Here is a 15,764-nt window from a genome sequence, read left to right as displayed (position 1 = left end):
ACGGGCGCCGGGGGCGAGGCGATCATCGCCGCCGGCTGCGCGCCCCGAGGGTGCGACGCACCGGCGAGGCGCTACCCGGCGCGCGCCGACGACACCGCCTGGACGGTGAACCCGCCGCCGAACGTGTCGGTGAACCACCGCAGCAGCGGCGGGTGCGAGACGGCTGCCAGCGCGACGCGAGCGGTCCGGCCGTCCGGCGTGGACGCGTCGGCCACCCGCAGCCCGTCGAGCCCCGCGGCGGCCGCCGGGTGCTCGCCGAGGTACTCCGTGACCGACCGGCGCACGTCCTCGTCCGTCAGCGTCACCACCGCGGCGCCCCCGCCGGACGAGCCGGTGTACAGCCGCTCCGGCGGCATGGCGTCCGCGGCGTCGGCCGCCAGCACGTCGGCGAGGTCGAACAGCGACTTGCGGTCGAGGTGCACGGCCGTGGCGGACGCGACCATGCCGACGAGCATCAGCCCGACGACCACGCAGCCGAGGGTGAGCAGCAGGATCCGGCCCGACTCGCGCTCGGGGGCCTCCACCGGCGTCATCCCCGCACCTCGGCGTACCGGTCGACCTCGGCCACGTGGCTCGCCTCGACCGGGACGGCCAGCGGCACCCAGCCGCGCAGCGCCGCGGGGACGAAGGGCAGCGGCACCTCGACGCGCACGCGCACGCCGACCGTCGCGTCCGGCGAGAGGCACGGGTCGTGCGAGCACTCCACGGTCAGGACGTCGCCGCCGGCCGCGTCCACGTCGTCGAAGCCCTGGTCGGCGAGCGCGAGCTCGACCGACGTCCGGGCCCGCGCGACGCCCTGGGCGGAGGACTCCGCCGTGACGACGGCCCGGGCGGCGTCGCGGGCCGCCCCCTCGACGGCGAACGCGCCGGCCTGGACACGCCCGACGGTGAGCACCAGGTAGACCAGGGGCACGAGCAGGAGCACCGTCGCGCCGACGAGCTCCACGAGGGCGCTGCCCGCGTCGTCACCAGCCGCCGCGCGGACCCGGACGGCGCGCCGGGCGAGCGCCGTCGCGGCGGAGCGGCGTGCGGCTGCTGCGCCGCGTGCGGCTAATTCGTGACGTGCGGGCGCGCGGCCGGGACGTGCCGGAACGTGCTGCATCAGCCCTCCTCCAGCGCGTGCCCGCGGACGGTGAGCGCGCCGCTCGGGCCGACGAGGCCGACGACCGGCAGCGGCGCGCGCACGACCACCTCCACCACGGGCAGGCCGTCGTACGTCGTGCGCCCGACGCTGACGTCGGCGGCGTAGCGCGACGACAGCGACGCGGTGAGCAGCTCGCGCGTGCGGGCGGCACCGTCGTCTGGCGCGCGGTCCGCCCGGGCCGCGACGCGGGCGCCCTCGGCGGCCGCGTCGGTCGCGAGCGCGCGCACGTGCAGCGCGAGCGCCAGCTGGACGACGCCCAGGAAGAGCAGGAGCACGAGCGCGGAGACCATGGCGAACTCGGCGACCGCCGCTCCGCGCTCCCCCGCGACGCCGCCGCGAGGGCGCGGCGTCACCGCCCGGTGACGCTCGAGATCGCCTGGGTGAAGGCGTCCTCGAGCAGCGGGCCGGCGATCGCCCACAGCGCGACGACGAGGCCGGCGGTCATGAGGGTGACGAGCACCCAGCCAGGCACGTCACCCCGCTCGGGGTCGGCAGCGTCCGGACGCCCGGGCGGTACCTGCGGGTGCTGCGGAGCGCGAGGCGTGCGCTCGGCGGAGCCGTGGTGGGACATGGCGTCTCCTCTCTGTCGGCGGCACTGCTGGGTCTTGCTGGGCTCGGGAGCCGCCCCGGAGCGGGCGGCGCGGGCGGGCGTCACAGGTCGATCCGGAGGGTGGCGAGGGAGGGGAAGACGGCGAACACGACGGTGATCGGCAGGATGAGGAACACGACCGGCACGAGCATCGCGACCTCCTTCCTGCCGGCCGCCTCCATGAGCGCCCGCCGGCCGGCCTCCCGCACGTCCTGCGCCTGGGCCCGCAGCACCTCGGCCAGCGGGGTGCCGCGCTCCAGCGCCACGGCCACCCCCTCGGCGAACCGGGCCAGGGACGGCAGGCCGGTGCGGTCGGCCATGTCGGTGAGCGCGTGCGCCACCGGGGCGCCGCCGCGGACGTCGGCGAGCATGCGCGAGATCTCCACCGACAGCTCGCCGCGCGCCGTCGCGGCGACGCGCTCCAGGGCGGCGACGGGCGCCTCCCCCGCGGTGACCGCGAGCGCCAACAGCTCCGCGACGGTGGGGAACTCGGTGACCATGCGTTCCTCCCGCTGCGCGATCCGCCGGGACAGCGCCTGGTCGCAGGCGACGAACCCGCACGCCCCGGCGACGGCCACGAGCAGCGCGAGCGGCACGGGGGCGAAGCCCCGGGCGACGCCGACGAGCAGCGCGAGCGCGAGGCCGGCCACCAGCCCCAGCACCGTCCAGACGACCTGGCGTGCCCGGAACTGCTCGACCGTCTCCGCGGAGCCGGCGCGCTGCAGCCGGCGGCGCACCTCCTCGCGCGTCGAGCCGAGGCGCTCGAACCAGCGCGCGGCGTCGGCCGCCCACGGCGCGAGCAGCCGCTCGACCACCGGGAACGGACCGCGCACCGGCTGCTCGCGCAGCAGGCGCGAGGTCGCGTCCCGCGGGCGCAGCACCGGGGCGAGCCGGTCGTCCAGGGTGATGCGCCGGGCCCGCACCCCGGCGACGACGAGGACCGCACCGATGCCGCCGAGCAGGCCGACGAGCGCACCCGTCGCGCTGAACCACTCGGTCATCGCAGCACCCGGCCTTCCTCGGGCAGCCTGCCCAGGCGGACCATGAGCCGGTAGGCGACCACCGAGCTCGCGGCCCCGCCGAGCAGGACGGCGACGCCGGCCGCCGAGTCGTAGGCGCGAGCGGTCTCCGGGCGGGTCGCGAGGAACGCCAGCACCACCCACGGGCCGGCAGCGGCGAGGCGGGCACCGGTCACGGTCCACGACTGGCGGGCCTCGAGCTCGCCGCGGGTGCGGGCGTCCTCCCGCAAGAACGACGAGAGCGCCCGCAGGAGGCGGCCGAGGTCGGTGCCGCCGACCTCGCGGGTGAGCCGCAGCGCCTCGACGATGCGGTCGGCGACCGGGTCCGCGAGCCGCGCCTTGAGCAGGTCGAGGCTCTCGGCGAAGCGGCCCGTGGCCCGGTAGTCGGCGGCGAAGCGCGCGAACGGCTCGCGCAGCTCGGCGGGTCCGCGCTCCCCGAGCTGGCCGACCGCCTCCGGCAGCGACAGCCCGGCCCGCACGCCGGAGGCGAGGTGGTCGACCACCTCCGGCCACACGTCCCGCAGGCTGCGGCGACGCTTGCGGGCGCGGGCCCGCACGAGCGCCGACGGGCCGATGCCTGCCATGGTCCCGAAGCACAGCGCGAGCACGGGCGAGAAGGTCAGCGCCGCGACGGCGAGCGCGGCGCCGGCCGCGACCGCCGCGCTGGCGCCGACGAGCGCGGCCGGCGTCACGGACCCGGCGCCCGCCTGCACGAGCAGGTCCTGGGTGCGGGCCGACCACGCCGAGCGCCGCGGCGTCCGTGCCGGCGCCTCCCAGCACGACCACCAGACGCAGAACAGGCCCAGCCCGAGCAGCAGGCCCGCGAGCACGCCCACCTCAGCGCTCCCCCGCCAGCAGCGCCCGGACGTCGATGCCCGCGCGGGCGAACCGCTCGTCCGCGGCCGGGAACCCGTCCCCGCGCACGAGGCGGCCGCCGGCCGCCGCCGGCTCGCGGTGGAAGAGCCCCGCCGTCTCGACGCGTCCCTCCTCCACGCGGCCGGTCACGGCGACGATCTCGCGCACCTGCCGCTCGCCGTCGGGCGTGACGCCGAGGTGGACGACGACGTCCACCGCGGACGCGACGGTGGGCACGACGAAGTGGTGGGTCACGTTCTCGCCCGCGAGCAGCGGCAGCGTGCAGATCTTGGCGATCGCCTCGCGCGCCGAGTTGGCGTGGATCGTGCACATGCCCGGCACCCCCGCGTTGAGCGCCACCAGCAGGTCGAAGCTCTCGGCCTCGCGCACCTCGCCGATGACGATCCGGTCGGGGCGCATGCGCAGGGCCTCCTTGACCAGGCGCCGCAGCGGGATCTCGCCGGTGCCCTCGAGGCTCGGCTGCCGGCACTGCATGGCCACGAGGTCGCGGACGTCGAGCTGCAGCTCGAACACCTCCTCGCACGTGATGACCCGCTGCCCCGGGGGGATCGAGCCGGCCAGGGCGTTGAGCATCGTCGTCTTGCCGGCCTGGGTGGCGCCGGCCACCAGGATGTTCAGGCCGGCCCGCACGGCCGCGTCGAGGAACGCGGCGGCGTGCGTGCTGAGCGACCCGAGCCGCACCAGGTGCTCCAGGCGGCTCGCCCGCACCACGTGCTTGCGGATGTTGACCGCGAAGTGGTGCCGGGTGACGTCCGGGATGACGACGTGGAGCCGCTCCCCGCCGGGCAGCGCGGCGTCGACGAACGGGCTGGACAGGTCCAGGCGCCGACCGCTGGACTTGAGCATCCGCTCGACCAGGTCACGCACCTGCGCGCCGGTGAGGATGGTGGTGGTGAGCTCGGGCGTCCCGTCGCGTGCCACGAAGACCTGCGCGGGGCTGTTGATCCAGATCTCCTCGACCGCGGGGTCGTCGAGGTACTGCTGCAGCGGCCCGAGCCCGGCCACCGCGTCGACGACGGCGCGCGAGGCCGCCTCGGGGTCGGCGAGCGGCGGCAGCAGCCCGCGGGTGGCGCGCTCGGCGTAGTCGCCGACCGCCTCCGCGACGAGCCGGTCCAGGGCGCCGCGCTCGCGCACGGGGTCGAGACCCCGTCGGCGCACGAGCTCGCGCACCTCCTGCTCGAGGATCGCGACGCCCTCCGTGCCGACGCCCACGACAGCTGTCATGACTGCCCCCTGTGGCGTGCCGCCCCCTGCGGCACCGTCGGCAACCCACCATAGGTGACGTGCGCCACTCCGGGGAGGGGCCTGTGGACGGCCGGCGCCGCGCTCCTCAGCCGGCGCCCGCGGCGGGCTCGCGTCCCGGCCGGTCCTCCACCAGCGGCAGCAGCAGGTCGAGCACCCGGTCGGCGTACTCCGCGGTGACCGGCTCGGCGGCCACCAGCAGCCGGAAGAACAACGGCGCGACCAGCATCTGCAGCACCAGCTGCGGGTCGACGTCGGGACGCACCTCCCCGCGCTCCACGCCCCGCCGGACGAGCTCGGCCGCCGCCGCGAACCGCTGCCCCCAGAAGGTGCGCCCGGCCACGGTGATGTCCGGGGCGCGTCCCGCCTCGGACACCAGGGTGCGCAGCACGCCCTCGCCCAGCGGGGAGGTGATGCTCGCCGCGACGGCGTGCGCGAGGGCGCGCAGGTCGCCGCGCAGGCTGCCGGTGTCGGGCAGCGGGATCTCGCGTCCGGCCTGCGCCAGCAGCGCCTCGGCCACCAGCTGCTCCCGGCTGGGCCAGCGGCGGTACAGGGTCGCCCGGTGCACGCCGGCGCGGGCGGCGACGCGGTCGAACGTCAGCGACGCGTAGCCGCCGTCCACCAGCTCCGCGACGACCGCCGCCAGCACCGCCTCGCGCACCCGCGCGCTGCGGCCCCCGGGCCGCCGTCCGCGGCCCGGTGACTCCTGCTCGCTCACGCCGTCCCTCCGAGGTCCTAACGCGACAGGGTGTTGCGTTTACGCTTCCAGCGTGCCACGGTCGAACCACAGCGACAAACCGTCGCGTCAAACGAAGGGCCCGCTCATGTCGACCACCCTCGGCACCCTCCGACCGGGCGCCCCGACCGGCCGCACCCGGGCGACCACCTCGCCCAGGGTCCGCGCCGCCTGGGGTGCGCTGGCCGCCGTCATGCTGGCCGCCACCCTGGTCGGGACGATCACGCACGGCGGCGCCACGGTCGCCCTCGCCCTGCTCGGCGTCCTCGGCCCGGACCTCGCGCTCCTCGCCGGCGCGGGCCAGCCGCACGGGGCCGGGCAGCTGCCGCCCCGGGCGGTGGGGCCCTACAACCTCGTGCACCGGCCGTGGCTGCCGCTCGCCGCGATCGCCGGTGGCGCGCTCCTCGACCAGCCGGCGGCCGCCGCGCTGTCCACGCTCGGGTGCGCGTGGCTCCTGCACGTGGCCGTGGACCGGGTCGTCGGGTACGGGCTGCGCGCCGCCGACGGCTACCAGCGCTGACCCCGCACCCCGCCCGGAGGCCCACCATGCCCCTTCCCACCAGGACCATCACGGCCGCCGTCGACCTGGACGCCGCGCCGCGGCAGGTCTGGGACGTCCTCGCCGACGGGCCGTCGCACGCCGGCTGGAACCCGTTCCTCACGCGGCTCGACGGGACGCTCACGGTCGGCAGCAGGCTCGACGTGCGGATCGCCCCGCCCGGCGGCAGGCCGATGACCTTCCGCCCCGCCGTGACCGCCGTCGAGCCCGGACGCCGGCTCGCCTGGCTCGGCCGGCTCGTGCTGCCGGGCCTGTTCGACGGGGAGCACTCCTTCGTGCTCGACCCGCTGCCGGGCGGCGGCACGCGGCTGACCCAGCGCGAGACCTTCCGCGGCCTGCTCGTGCCGTTCACGGGGAGCGTCCTGCGCCGCACCGAGGCCGGGTTCGGGGCCATGCACGAGGCGCTGCGCCGGCGGCTCGCCGAGCCGCACGCCGCCTGACCGCGACGTCGGCCGGCCCACCGCACCGGCCGTCACCAGCGCCGCGACCTCATCCTCGACCGCCGGGCCCGCCGCGACTACCGTCGATGGGACGACGACGTCGCCACTGTCCCAGACGGGAGACCGCCATGAGTGACGGAGCGGGCAAGGGCAGGACCGGCAAGGGCAGCAGGGCCACCGGCGGGGCAGGCAGGGCGGGCACGTCCCCGAGAAGCTCCGCGGCGCGCCCCGAGGCGCGCCCACCGAGCGCGCCACCGACCGCACCACCGACCGCACCACCGAGCGCACCGTCGGACGAGCCCGCGCCCACGGCGGCCGCGTTCGGCGACCGGCTGCTGGCCTCCACGCTCAGCGCGGTGGAGATCCTCAGCGTCTACCTCGGCGACCGGCTCGGCTGGTACCAGGCCCTGGCGCAGGCCGACACGCTCACGCCCGAGGAGCTCGCCGGCGTCACCGACACCCAGGAGCGCTACGCCCGCGAGTGGCTGGAGCAGCAGGCGGCCGTCGGCATCCTCGAGCTGGTGCGGCCCGGGCCCGACGGCGGCCAGGCCGCGTTCCGCCTGCCGCCGGCCCACGCCGAGGTGCTCACCGACGAGCGGTCGCTGGCCTTCACCGCGCCCATGGCGCGGTTCTTCGGCGCGATCGGCCCCAAGCTGCCGCGGCTGCTCGAGGCGTACCGGCACGGCGGGGGCGTGTCCTGGGCCGAGCTCGGCGACGACGCGCGCGAGTCGCAGTCCGCGGGCAACCGGCCGTGGTACGAGCACCGGCTCGGCTCCGCGCTCGCCTCCGTGCCCGCCGTGCACGACGTGCTGGCCCGGCCGGGCGCCCGCGTCCTCGACGTCGGGTGCGGCATGGGGTGGTCCACGATCTCGCTCGCCCGGGCGTACCCGGAGGCGCGGCTCGTCGGCATCGACGTCGACGCGCCGTCCATCACCTCGGCGCGGGCCAACGCGCGCGCCGAGGGCGTCGAGGAGCGGGTCGAGTTCCGCGCCGCCGACGCCGCCGAGCTCGCCGCGCAGGAGCCGTTCGACGCGGCGTTCGCCTTCGAGTGCGTCCACGACATGCCGCGGCCGGTCGAGGTGCTCGGCGCGGTGCGCGCCGCCGTCCGGCCCGACGGCGCCGTCGTGGTCATGGACGAGGCCGTCGCCGACGAGCTCACGGCGCCGGCCGACCAGGTCGACCGGCTGATGTACGGCTACAGCCTGTTCGTGTGCCTGCCGGACTCGCTGTCGTCGCCCCCGTCGGTGGCCACCGGCACCGTGATGCGCCCCGCGACGCTGCGGCGCTACGCCCAGGACGCGGGGTTCGCCGACGTCGAGGTGCTGCCGATCGAGGACTTCTCGTTCTTCCGGTTCTACCGGCTGCTGCCCTGACCCGCGTGACCCGTGGCCGGCGCACCGGCGACGACGTCGGGCCCGCCGCGGACGCGGCGCCCGGCGCCGCGCGGGTGTCGGTAGCCTCGCGCCCATGACGTCGCTCCCCCGCGGCGCGTGGCAGGACGTCGCGCGCGCCACCGGCCTGCTGTCCCCCACCGGCACGTCCACCGCCGACGTCGCCTCGACGATCTTCGCCGAGATGTCCGCCCTGGCCGCGGCCACCGGCGCGATCAACCTCGGCCAGGGGTTCCCCGACGTCGACGGGCCCGGGTACGTCAAGGCCGCCGCGATCGCGGCGATCGAGGGCGACCACAACCAGTACCCGCCCGGCCCGGGCATCCCCGAGCTGCGCCGCGCCGTCACCGACCACCAGGCCCGCCACTACGGGCTCGACGTCGACCCGGACACCGAGGTGCTGGTCACCACCGGCGCCACCGAGGCGCTCGCCGCCACCGTGCTCGCCCTGGCCGGCCCCGGCGACGAGGTGATCACGCTCGAGCCGTTCTACGACTCCTACGCGGCCGTCATCGCCCTGGCCGGCGCCACGCACGTGCCGGTCGCGCTCGCCCCCACCGACGCCGGGTTCCGGCTCGACGTCGAGGCGCTGCGCGCCGCCGCGAGCGACCGCACCCGCCTGATCCTGCTCAACACGCCGCACAACCCCACCGGCACCGTGCTCACGCGCGCCGAGCTCGAGGCGGTCGCCGTCGTCGCCCGCGAGCACGACGCGCTCGTGGTCACCGACGAGGTCTACGAGCACCTGACGTTCGACGGCGCCGTGCACGTGCCGGTCGCCACGCTGCCCGGCATGGCCGAGCGGACCCTGACCATCTCCTCCAGCGGCAAGACGTTCTCGCTGACGGGCTGGAAGATCGGCTGGGTGCACGGCCCCGCCGCGCTGGTCACCGCCGTGCGCACGGTCAAGCAGTTCCTCACCTACGTCTCGGGCGCCCCGTTCCAGCCCGCCATCGCCCGGGCGCTGGCCGACGACGAGACGCCGCGCCGGCTCGCGGCGTCCCTGGCCGCGCGCCGCGACCTGCTGTGCGCCGGCCTCGAGGCCGCCGGGTTCGACGTCGTCGTGCCGCGCGGCACCTACTTCGTGGTGGCCGACGGCGCCCGCGTGATCGAGCGCGTCGCCGGCCTGCCGGACGGCGCCGACGGCGCCGAGCTGTGCCGCCGCCTGCCCGCCCTCGCCGGCGTCGCGGCGATCCCCCTCACCGCGTTCTGCCGGGAGGGCTCGCCCACGCACGCCGCGCTGCGCACCAGCGTGCGGTTCACGTTCGTCAAGCGCGAGGACGTGCTGCGCGAGGCCGCGGCGCGGCTCGGGGCGCTGGGGTCCTGAAAGCGCCCGGCCGGCGCCCTCGCCCCGGCCGGCTCAGCCGCAGACGCCGGGGAGCACCGACGGCGAGGCCGACGGCGTCGGCGAACCGCTACCCGCGCCGGCCGCGGCGTCCGTCCCCGCGCCGCCGTCCGCCCCGTCGCCCGCACCGGCGCTCGGTGACGCGTCGCTCGGCGGCGCGCCGCCGGACGGGCCCGCGCCGGCGGGGTCGCCCCCGCCCGAGGGGCTGGGCGCGGCGGCGGGCACCGGGTCCGGCAGCCCGGGCGGCGGGGCGTCGTCCCGGAGGCGCTCCCAGATCGCGTCGGCCTCCGACGTCCAGACCACGCGGTTGGGGTTGCTCGGCGCGTCGGTCACCGGCACCGCCGTGAACACCACGCGGCTCGGGTCGATGGTGCGCAGGCTCCACGCCAGGCCGGCCAGCGCGCGCGGGCTGGCCAGGTCCGGGTCGGTCGAGATGGACTGCAGCACGGCGTGCACCACGCGGTACAGCCGCGGGGAGTCGGTGAGGAGGTTCTGCGCCAGGATCTCGCGCACCATCGCGGAGACGAACGCCTGCTGCCGCTCGATGCGGCTGAGGTCCGAGCCCGTCTCGAGCCCCATGCCGGTGCCGTGCCGCACCCGCAGGAACTGGATCGCCGTCGCGCCGTCGAGCCGCTGCTCGCCGGCCGGCAGGTCGAGGTTGCCGTAGCGCCTGGTCTCCTTGATGGGCTCCGGCAGGCACATCGGCACCCCGCCGACGGCGTCGACCACGCCCACGACGCCGGACATCTCCACGACGACGTGGTCGGTGATCGACACGCCGGTGAGCTTCTCGACGGTGAGGATCGTGCAGGCCGCCGCGCCGGTGATGTCCTTGTCCTCGCCGCCGCCGATCGTGAACGCCTGGTTGAACATGGCGTCGTGCCGCGGCTCGCTGGTGCCGCCGCCGGGCAGCGGGCACGCCGGGATGTCCACGAGCGAGTCGCGCGGGATCGAGACCACCTCGATGCGGCTGCGGTCGCCGGAGACGTGGACGATCAGCGTGGTGTCGGAGTGGAACTCGTCGCCCTGGCCGGCGATGGCCTGGTTGTCCGCGCCGCCGCGGAAGTCGGTGCCCATCACGAGGATGTCGAGGGCGCGGCCCGCGAACGGGTCGTCGGGGTCCGCGGCGGCGGGCGAGGGCCGCTCCTGCGCGACCGAGCCGAGCAGGGAGTCGACGTCGGACACGTCGATCTGCGACTGCAGGTCGACGTAGGCGGCCACGGCGCCGCTCGCGGCGAGCGCCACCAGGCCGGTGAGCACCATGCCGGAGACCCGCAGCGCCCGGTGGACCTTCAGGGGCGCGGCGTGACGTGGCACCCCGGCGCGGGTCATGGCCCGAGGGTAAGCACGCCCGCGCGTCCTCGCAGGTGGTGGGGCTCGCCGTCAGGCCACCGCCGCCGAGTGGCCTCCCCCGGAGCCCCGCCCGGAGTCCTTCTCGAAGTGCCGCGCGGCGGCCGCGCCCAGGTCGGGGTTGTCGGTGAAGAGGCCGTCCATCCCGGCCTCGAGGAAGGTCCGGATCTCCGCCTCGAGGTCGCCGACGCCGTTCGGGTCCGCCGACGAGCGCAGCTCGGCGGGCAGGAACTGGTTCTCGCGGCGGAAGGTCCAGCCGTGCACCTCGAGCCCCGCCCGGTGCGCGTCCCGGATCACGGGGGTCGGCTCGCCGAGCGTGTCGTCGGCCCGGCGCGGGATCATCAGGCTCTTCTCCAGCCCGACCCCGTCCGCGTACCGCGCGACCTCGCGCAGCCCCGCGGGGGTGACCAGGTCGGCGTAGGTGCGCCGGTCCCCGGCGGCGACGAGGTCGTAGGGCGCGCCGGTCGCGTCGACCAGCTGCACCAGCCGCACCCGCGTCATCCGGTCGAGCTGGCGCAGGTTGCCGGTCTCGAAGGACTGGATGAACACCGGCGCGCGCCGGTGGTCCAGCCCGTGCGCGCGCAGCGCGGCGACCAGCGGCTCCTCCAGGGACAGGCCTACGGAGTCGAAGTACGTGGGGTGCTTGGTCTCCGGGTAGACGCCCACCGGACGGCCGTCGCAGGTGCGCGACCGCTGCGCGAGGTCGAGCACCTCGTCCAGCGTCGGCACCCGGTAGCGGCCGTCGAACCGGGTGTTCTGCGGCCGCGTGGCGGGGATGCGCTCCTTCGCGCGCAGCGTCCGCAGCTCCGCGAGGGTGAAGTCCTCGGTGAACCAGCCGGTCGCCTCGGCGCCGTCGATCACCTTGGTGGTCCGCCGGTCGGCGAACTCCGGGTGGGCGGCCACGTCGGTGGTGCCGCCGATCTCGTTCTCGTGGCGCGCCACCAGGACGTGGTCCTTGGTGGACACCACGTCGGGCTCGATGTAGTCGGCGCACTGGCGGATCGCCAGGGCGTAGGACGCGAGGGTGTGCTCGGGGCGGTAGCCCGAGGCGCCCCGGTGCCCGACCACGGTGACGTCGTCGTCGCGGTGGTTCGGGTGGTGGCTCGAGTAGGACGGACGGCCGCCGTGGCCGTCATCGCCCGGACCGCCGGCGCCGGGAGCAGCATGGTCGCCGCGAGCGCAAGCGCGAACCCGGCGACACGACGTTGGGTGCGGGTCCTGGTGCTCATGCTTCACGGTAGGACGCCCCTGCGGCGGGCGCGCGGCGGACGCACAGCGGGAGCGCGGCGGACGGGCAGCGGCCGCGCGGGCTGCGTTCAGACGGGCATGTGCCAGCCCCCGCGGCGGAACGCCGGGGTGGCCACGGCGAGCACCAGCAGCGCGAGGCTCACGGCCCCGAGCATGACCACGGTCATCGCGAACGCGTCGCCGCCGAGCAGGCCCACGACCGGGCTGATGAGCCCCGAGACGCCCGACTGCACGGCGCCGATGACGGCGGCCGCGGTGCCGGCGATCTCGCCGTGGCGCGACATGGCCAGCGCCGAGGCGTTCGCCGGGACCAGGCCCTGGAACGCGAGCACGCACCAGAGCACGGCGAGCAGCGCCAACAGGCCGCCGACCTGCGTCGTCGCCACCACGAGCAGCACGACGGCGAGCACGCCCTGGGCCACGAGGCCGGCGCGCAGCAGGCGCACCGGGGCGACCTTGCGCACCAGCGCCGCGTTGACCTGCGCGGAGACCACCAGGCCGATGCCGTTGAGCGCGAACAGCAGGGCGAACTGGCCCTTGGACAGCCCGAAGTGCTCCTGGAAGACGAACGGTGAGCCCACCACGTAGCTCATGAGCACCGCCTGCCCCAACCCCGGCACCACCGCCAGCGCCATGAAGTGCCGGTCGCGCAGCAGCGTGCGGTACCCCGCCAGCGCCGCCTTCGGGCCGCCGGAGCGGCGCGCGACGGGCGGCAGCGTCTCGGGCATGAGCGTCATGACGACGACCGCCATGACGGCTCCGAACAGCGCCAGCACGGCGAACACCCACCGCCAGCTCGCCTGCGCGGTGATCGCCGAGCCGAGCGTCGGGGCGAGCATCGGCGCGACGCCGATGACGAGCATGAGCCGCGACAGGATGCGGGCGGCCTCGGCGCCGACGAAGCGGTCTCGCACGATCGCCACGGCTGCGACGCCGCACGAGGCGTTGAAGAAGCCCTGCAGCAGGCGCAGCACGATGAGCAGGTTCATGTCCGTGGCGACGGCGCACAGGATCGACGTGACGACCTGGAAGGCCAGGCCCACCAGCAGCGGCAGGCGGCGGCCGTAGCGGTCCGACAGGGGCCCGATGACCAGCTGGCCGATGCCGCCGCCGACGAGCATCGCCGAGATGGTCAGCTGCGCCAGGGCGTCGGTGGAGCCCAGGTCCCGCGCGACGTCGGGCAGCGACGGCAGGTACATGTCGACCGTGAACGCCGGGAGCGCCGAGAGCGCCCCGAGCATGAGCACCCACTTGGCCGTGCTGCGGCCACGCATGCGGGCGGCCAAGGAGTTGTCGGGCATGGGCGCCATCGTAGTCGAAACGTTACGACCCGCAGCGCGGCGCGCCTCGTGACGGCGCTCACGCCCGCGCCGCCGAACGCCCGCGGGGAGCCGCACGGAGCCCGCACGGAGCCCGCACGGAGCCCGCACGGAGCCCGGACGGAGGCCCACCGGCGCGGAGCGCGGCCGGTGTCGGTGGGCGGCGGGACGATGGCCGCATGTGCGGCCGCTTCGCCTCCTTCCGCAGCGCCCAGGACCTCGCCGACGACCTCGCCGTCGCCGACGTCGCGCACGACGCGGGCCTGCTGGCGCCGTCGTGGAACGTGGCGCCCACGGACGCCGTGCGGATCGTCGTGGAGCGCCCCGCCCGCCTGCCGGGCGGCGGGCACGGCGCGATCACCCGCTCGCTGCAGCTGGCCCGCTGGGGCCTCGTGCCGTCGTGGGCCAAGGACCCGGGCGTCGGGGCGCGGATGATCAACGCCCGCTCGGAGACCCTGCTCGACAAGCCGGCGTTCGCCAGGCCGCTCGGCGCCCGGCGCTGCCTCGTGCCGGCCGAGGGCTACTACGAGTGGCGCCGGCTGCCGGCGCCCGACGGCCCGGCCGGCGGGGACCGGGGCGGGCGGGGCGCCACGGTGCCCAAGCAGCCGTACTGGATCCACCCCGCCCAGGGCGGGCTGGCGTTCGCGGGGCTCTACGAGTTCTGGCGGGACCCGGCGCGCGCGGCCGACGACCCGGCCCGCTGGCTCGTGTCCACCACGATCATCACCACGGCGGCGGCGCACGGGCTCGCCCACGTGCACGACCGGATGCCGGTGGCGCTGCCCCCGGCGGCGTGGGACGCGTGGCTCGACCCCGCCGTCGGCGCGCAGGAGGCGGCGATCCTGGTCGCCGAGCCGGTGCGCGAGCTCGCGCTCACGCCGGTCACGACGCGGGTCAACGCGGTGCGCAACGACGGGCCGCGCCTCCTGGAGCCCGACCCCGAGCCGCTCGACGCGGGCCTGCCCACGGCGCCGTAGCGCGGGCGCGCAGGGACCCCGGGGAGCCCTGCCGACCCGACGCCGCCGACCCGATGCAGCCGGTCAGGCGCCGGTGTACGCCCGCTGCAGGCGCACCGGGCGGATCGCGCCCAGGCCCTGCACCTCCTGCTCGGGCTGCTGCGTCAGCGCGTAGCGCGACGACGTCGCCAGCAGCGCCGCCGTCGGCGGGTCGACCAGCACGCTGCTCGGCTCGGCGATCTCCGTCAGGCGCGAGGCGAGGTTGACGCTCGGGCCGAAGACGTCGCCGAAGCGCGACAGCACCCGCCCCCACACGAACCCGACCCGCACGGGGATCTCCTCGCCCGCCGACGGCTTGGCGGCCAGGCCGAGCGCCACCTCGGCGCCGGTCTGCACGTCGTCGGCGATGAACAGCACGGCGTCGCCGATCGTCTTGACCACGCGCCCGCCGGCCTCGGTGACGACGTCGCGCGCCCGGGTCTCGAAGTGCTGCACGAACTCGCTGAGCTCCTCGGACCCCAGCCCGGCCGTGCGCTTGGTGAAGCTGACGATGTCGGCGAACCCGACGGCGCGGCGCAGCGGGAGCTGGTGCTCGTCGGTGACGTTCTCGCCGCGGGCGCCGCCGAACTCCGTGGCGAGCCGGCCGGTGAGCGCCGCGAGCTGGCGCCGCCAGGCGTGCTCGAGCTGGCGCGCCAGCCGGTCGGCGAGCTCGGGCACCCGGTCGATGACGGCCAGGCGCGCGCTGACGTCGTCGAGGTGGTGGTCGCGCGCGACGTGCTCGACGAACGCCTCGACCTGCCACAGCGCGAGCCGGTCGGTGGTGTGACCGACGGAGCGGATGAGCGTGCGCAGCGCCTGCTCGTCGAGGTGCTCGTCCTCGCTGAGCTCGGCGACCTCGCGCAGCGCGTCCATGTCGCTCTCGGTGAACCACGGCTCCGTGGGATGGGTGACGGGCAGGCCCATCCAGCGCCAGTAGCTCTCGATGAACTCGTGCGACAGCCCGGTGCCGACCACGAGGTCGTCGAGGGTGTAGCGCCGCGGGCCGCCGAGGATCTCCTCGTCGATCCGGCCGGCGATGTCCAGCCCGCCAGGGGCGTCCGCCGGCTGGGCGTCGGACTCGGTCGAGGTGTCGCTCGTCACGTCGCCACTCTACTGGCGCGTGGCTGGCAGGAACCTCGACGTCGGGTCTGCGCCCCGGGTCGCCCGCCCGGCCCTCAGCCCCGCCGCAGGTGGTGGACGTCGCCGGCGGCCACGACGTGCTCGGTGAGGCGCCCCGCGGCGTCGGCGACGCCCACCACGAGCGACCCGTCGTCGGCGAGCCGCAGGGCGGTGCCCTCGAGCACCGCGCCCGTGCCGGCGAGCTCGACGCGCACGGGCGTGCCGAGCGTGGCCGACGCCGCCGCGTACTGCGCGGCGAGCGCCGGGCCGCCGTCGGCGCCCGTCGCGTGCGGGTCGCCGCCGTCGTCGGCCCAGCGCCCGACGACGGCGGCGAGCTCGCGCAGCACCGCGACGAGCAGCCGCGTGCGGTCCCGGGCGGCGCGCTCCCCGGC

17 protein-coding genes and 1 pseudogene are annotated in these 15,764 nt (G+C 76.6%); 5 read left to right on the top strand and 13 right to left on the bottom strand.

The annotated features are described in order from the left end of the window. Positions 1-71: 71 nt before the first annotated feature. The 8 genes from GSF02_RS01780 to GSF02_RS01745 all read right to left on the bottom strand — a co-directional run bounded on the left by GSF02_RS01780 (position 72) and on the right by GSF02_RS01745 (position 5,588). Positions 72-533, bottom strand: coding sequence for a hypothetical protein (locus tag GSF02_RS01780; RefSeq protein WP_159792171.1), 462 nt, complete (start codon positions 531-533; stop codon positions 72-74). Next, a complete protein-coding gene (locus tag GSF02_RS01775; protein WP_328798985.1) occupies positions 530-1,102 on the bottom strand; it encodes a pilus assembly protein in 573 nt (190 codons plus the stop codon). The genes GSF02_RS01780 and GSF02_RS01775 overlap by 4 nt, the downstream gene beginning before the upstream one ends. Then, positions 1,102-1,497, bottom strand: coding sequence for a TadE/TadG family type IV pilus assembly protein (locus tag GSF02_RS01770; RefSeq protein WP_268892826.1), 396 nt, complete (start codon positions 1,495-1,497; stop codon positions 1,102-1,104). Before GSF02_RS01770 ends, GSF02_RS01775 begins: the two co-directional genes overlap by 1 nt. After that, complete coding sequence (locus GSF02_RS01765) at positions 1,494-1,715, bottom strand: hypothetical protein (RefSeq protein WP_159792169.1); 222 nt, start codon at positions 1,713-1,715, stop codon at positions 1,494-1,496. Before GSF02_RS01765 ends, GSF02_RS01770 begins: the two co-directional genes overlap by 4 nt. Positions 1,716-1,795: 80 nt before the next feature. Further along, complete coding sequence (locus GSF02_RS01760) at positions 1,796-2,734, bottom strand: type II secretion system F family protein (protein WP_159792167.1); 939 nt, start codon at positions 2,732-2,734, stop codon at positions 1,796-1,798. Beyond that, positions 2,731-3,588 carry a type II secretion system F family protein gene (locus GSF02_RS01755; RefSeq protein ID WP_159792165.1) on the bottom strand — a complete coding sequence of 286 codons (858 nt, stop codon included), beginning with the start codon at positions 3,586-3,588 and terminating at the stop codon, positions 2,731-2,733. The genes GSF02_RS01760 and GSF02_RS01755 overlap by 4 nt, the downstream gene beginning before the upstream one ends. Position 3,589: 1 nt before the next feature. Then, positions 3,590-4,852 carry a CpaF family protein gene (locus tag GSF02_RS01750; RefSeq protein ID WP_159792163.1) on the bottom strand — a complete coding sequence of 421 codons (1,263 nt, stop codon included), beginning with the start codon at positions 4,850-4,852 and terminating at the stop codon, positions 3,590-3,592. 106 nt (positions 4,853-4,958) lie between these two features. Beyond that, complete coding sequence (locus GSF02_RS01745) at positions 4,959-5,588, bottom strand: TetR/AcrR family transcriptional regulator (RefSeq protein ID WP_159792161.1); 630 nt, start codon at positions 5,586-5,588, stop codon at positions 4,959-4,961. A 106-nt stretch (positions 5,589-5,694) separates the two neighbouring features. On the opposite strand from GSF02_RS01745, the gene GSF02_RS01740 reads away from it, so the two are divergent. From GSF02_RS01740 to GSF02_RS01725, 4 genes are all read left to right on the top strand, one after another. Then, a complete protein-coding gene (locus tag GSF02_RS01740) occupies positions 5,695-6,126 on the top strand; it encodes a DUF4260 family protein (protein ID WP_159792159.1) in 432 nt (143 codons plus the stop codon). Between the two features lie 26 nt (positions 6,127-6,152). Further along, positions 6,153-6,605 (top strand): SRPBCC domain-containing protein, encoded by a 453-nt coding sequence (locus GSF02_RS01735; RefSeq protein ID WP_159792157.1) that lies wholly within the window; start codon positions 6,153-6,155, stop codon positions 6,603-6,605. A 128-nt stretch (positions 6,606-6,733) separates the two neighbouring features. After that, on the top strand, positions 6,734-7,978 hold the full coding sequence (locus GSF02_RS01730; protein WP_159792155.1) for a class I SAM-dependent methyltransferase: 1,245 nt from the start codon (positions 6,734-6,736) through the stop codon (positions 7,976-7,978). 94 nt (positions 7,979-8,072) lie between these two features. After that, positions 8,073-9,323: an aminotransferase class I/II-fold pyridoxal phosphate-dependent enzyme gene (locus GSF02_RS01725; protein WP_159792153.1), complete on the top strand. Its 1,251-nt coding sequence runs from the start codon at positions 8,073-8,075 to the stop codon at positions 9,321-9,323. Positions 9,324-9,356: 33 nt separating this feature from the next. Here GSF02_RS01725 and GSF02_RS01720 read toward each other — a convergent pair whose 3' ends face one another. The 3 genes from GSF02_RS01720 to GSF02_RS01710 form a co-directional block, all read right to left on the bottom strand. Next, on the bottom strand, positions 9,357-10,673 hold the full coding sequence (locus tag GSF02_RS01720) for an LCP family protein (RefSeq protein ID WP_159792151.1): 1,317 nt from the start codon (positions 10,671-10,673) through the stop codon (positions 9,357-9,359). A gap of 51 nt (positions 10,674-10,724) precedes the next feature. Then, positions 10,725-11,759, bottom strand: coding sequence for a glycerophosphodiester phosphodiesterase (locus GSF02_RS01715; protein ID WP_201308733.1), 1,035 nt, complete (start codon positions 11,757-11,759; stop codon positions 10,725-10,727). Positions 11,760-12,007: 248 nt separating this feature from the next. After that, positions 12,008-13,240, bottom strand: coding sequence for a multidrug effflux MFS transporter (locus tag GSF02_RS01710; protein ID WP_159792147.1), 1,233 nt, complete (start codon positions 13,238-13,240; stop codon positions 12,008-12,010). A 197-nt stretch (positions 13,241-13,437) separates the two neighbouring features. Here GSF02_RS01710 and GSF02_RS01705 point away from each other — a divergent pair, with 197 nt between their 5' ends. Beyond that, on the top strand, positions 13,438-14,235 hold the full coding sequence (locus GSF02_RS01705) for an SOS response-associated peptidase (protein ID WP_159792145.1): 798 nt from the start codon (positions 13,438-13,440) through the stop codon (positions 14,233-14,235). A 63-nt stretch (positions 14,236-14,298) separates the two neighbouring features. On the opposite strand, the gene GSF02_RS01700 is transcribed toward GSF02_RS01705, so the two are convergent. After that, on the bottom strand, positions 14,299-15,354 hold the full coding sequence (locus GSF02_RS01700) for an adenylate/guanylate cyclase domain-containing protein (RefSeq protein WP_159792143.1): 1,056 nt from the start codon (positions 15,352-15,354) through the stop codon (positions 14,299-14,301). A 74-nt stretch (positions 15,355-15,428) separates the two neighbouring features. Next, a pseudogene (locus tag GSF02_RS01695) lies at positions 15,429-15,764 on the bottom strand (hypothetical protein); the annotation flags it as partial.

Origin of the sequence: Puerhibacterium puerhi, from assembly GCF_009846865.1 — a bacterium.
In the GTDB taxonomy this organism is placed as follows: domain Bacteria; phylum Actinomycetota; class Actinomycetes; order Actinomycetales; family Cellulomonadaceae; genus Puerhibacterium; species Puerhibacterium puerhi.
Note: the sequence above shows the minus strand (reverse complement) of the source record. Positions and strands in the feature narration are given on the sequence as shown.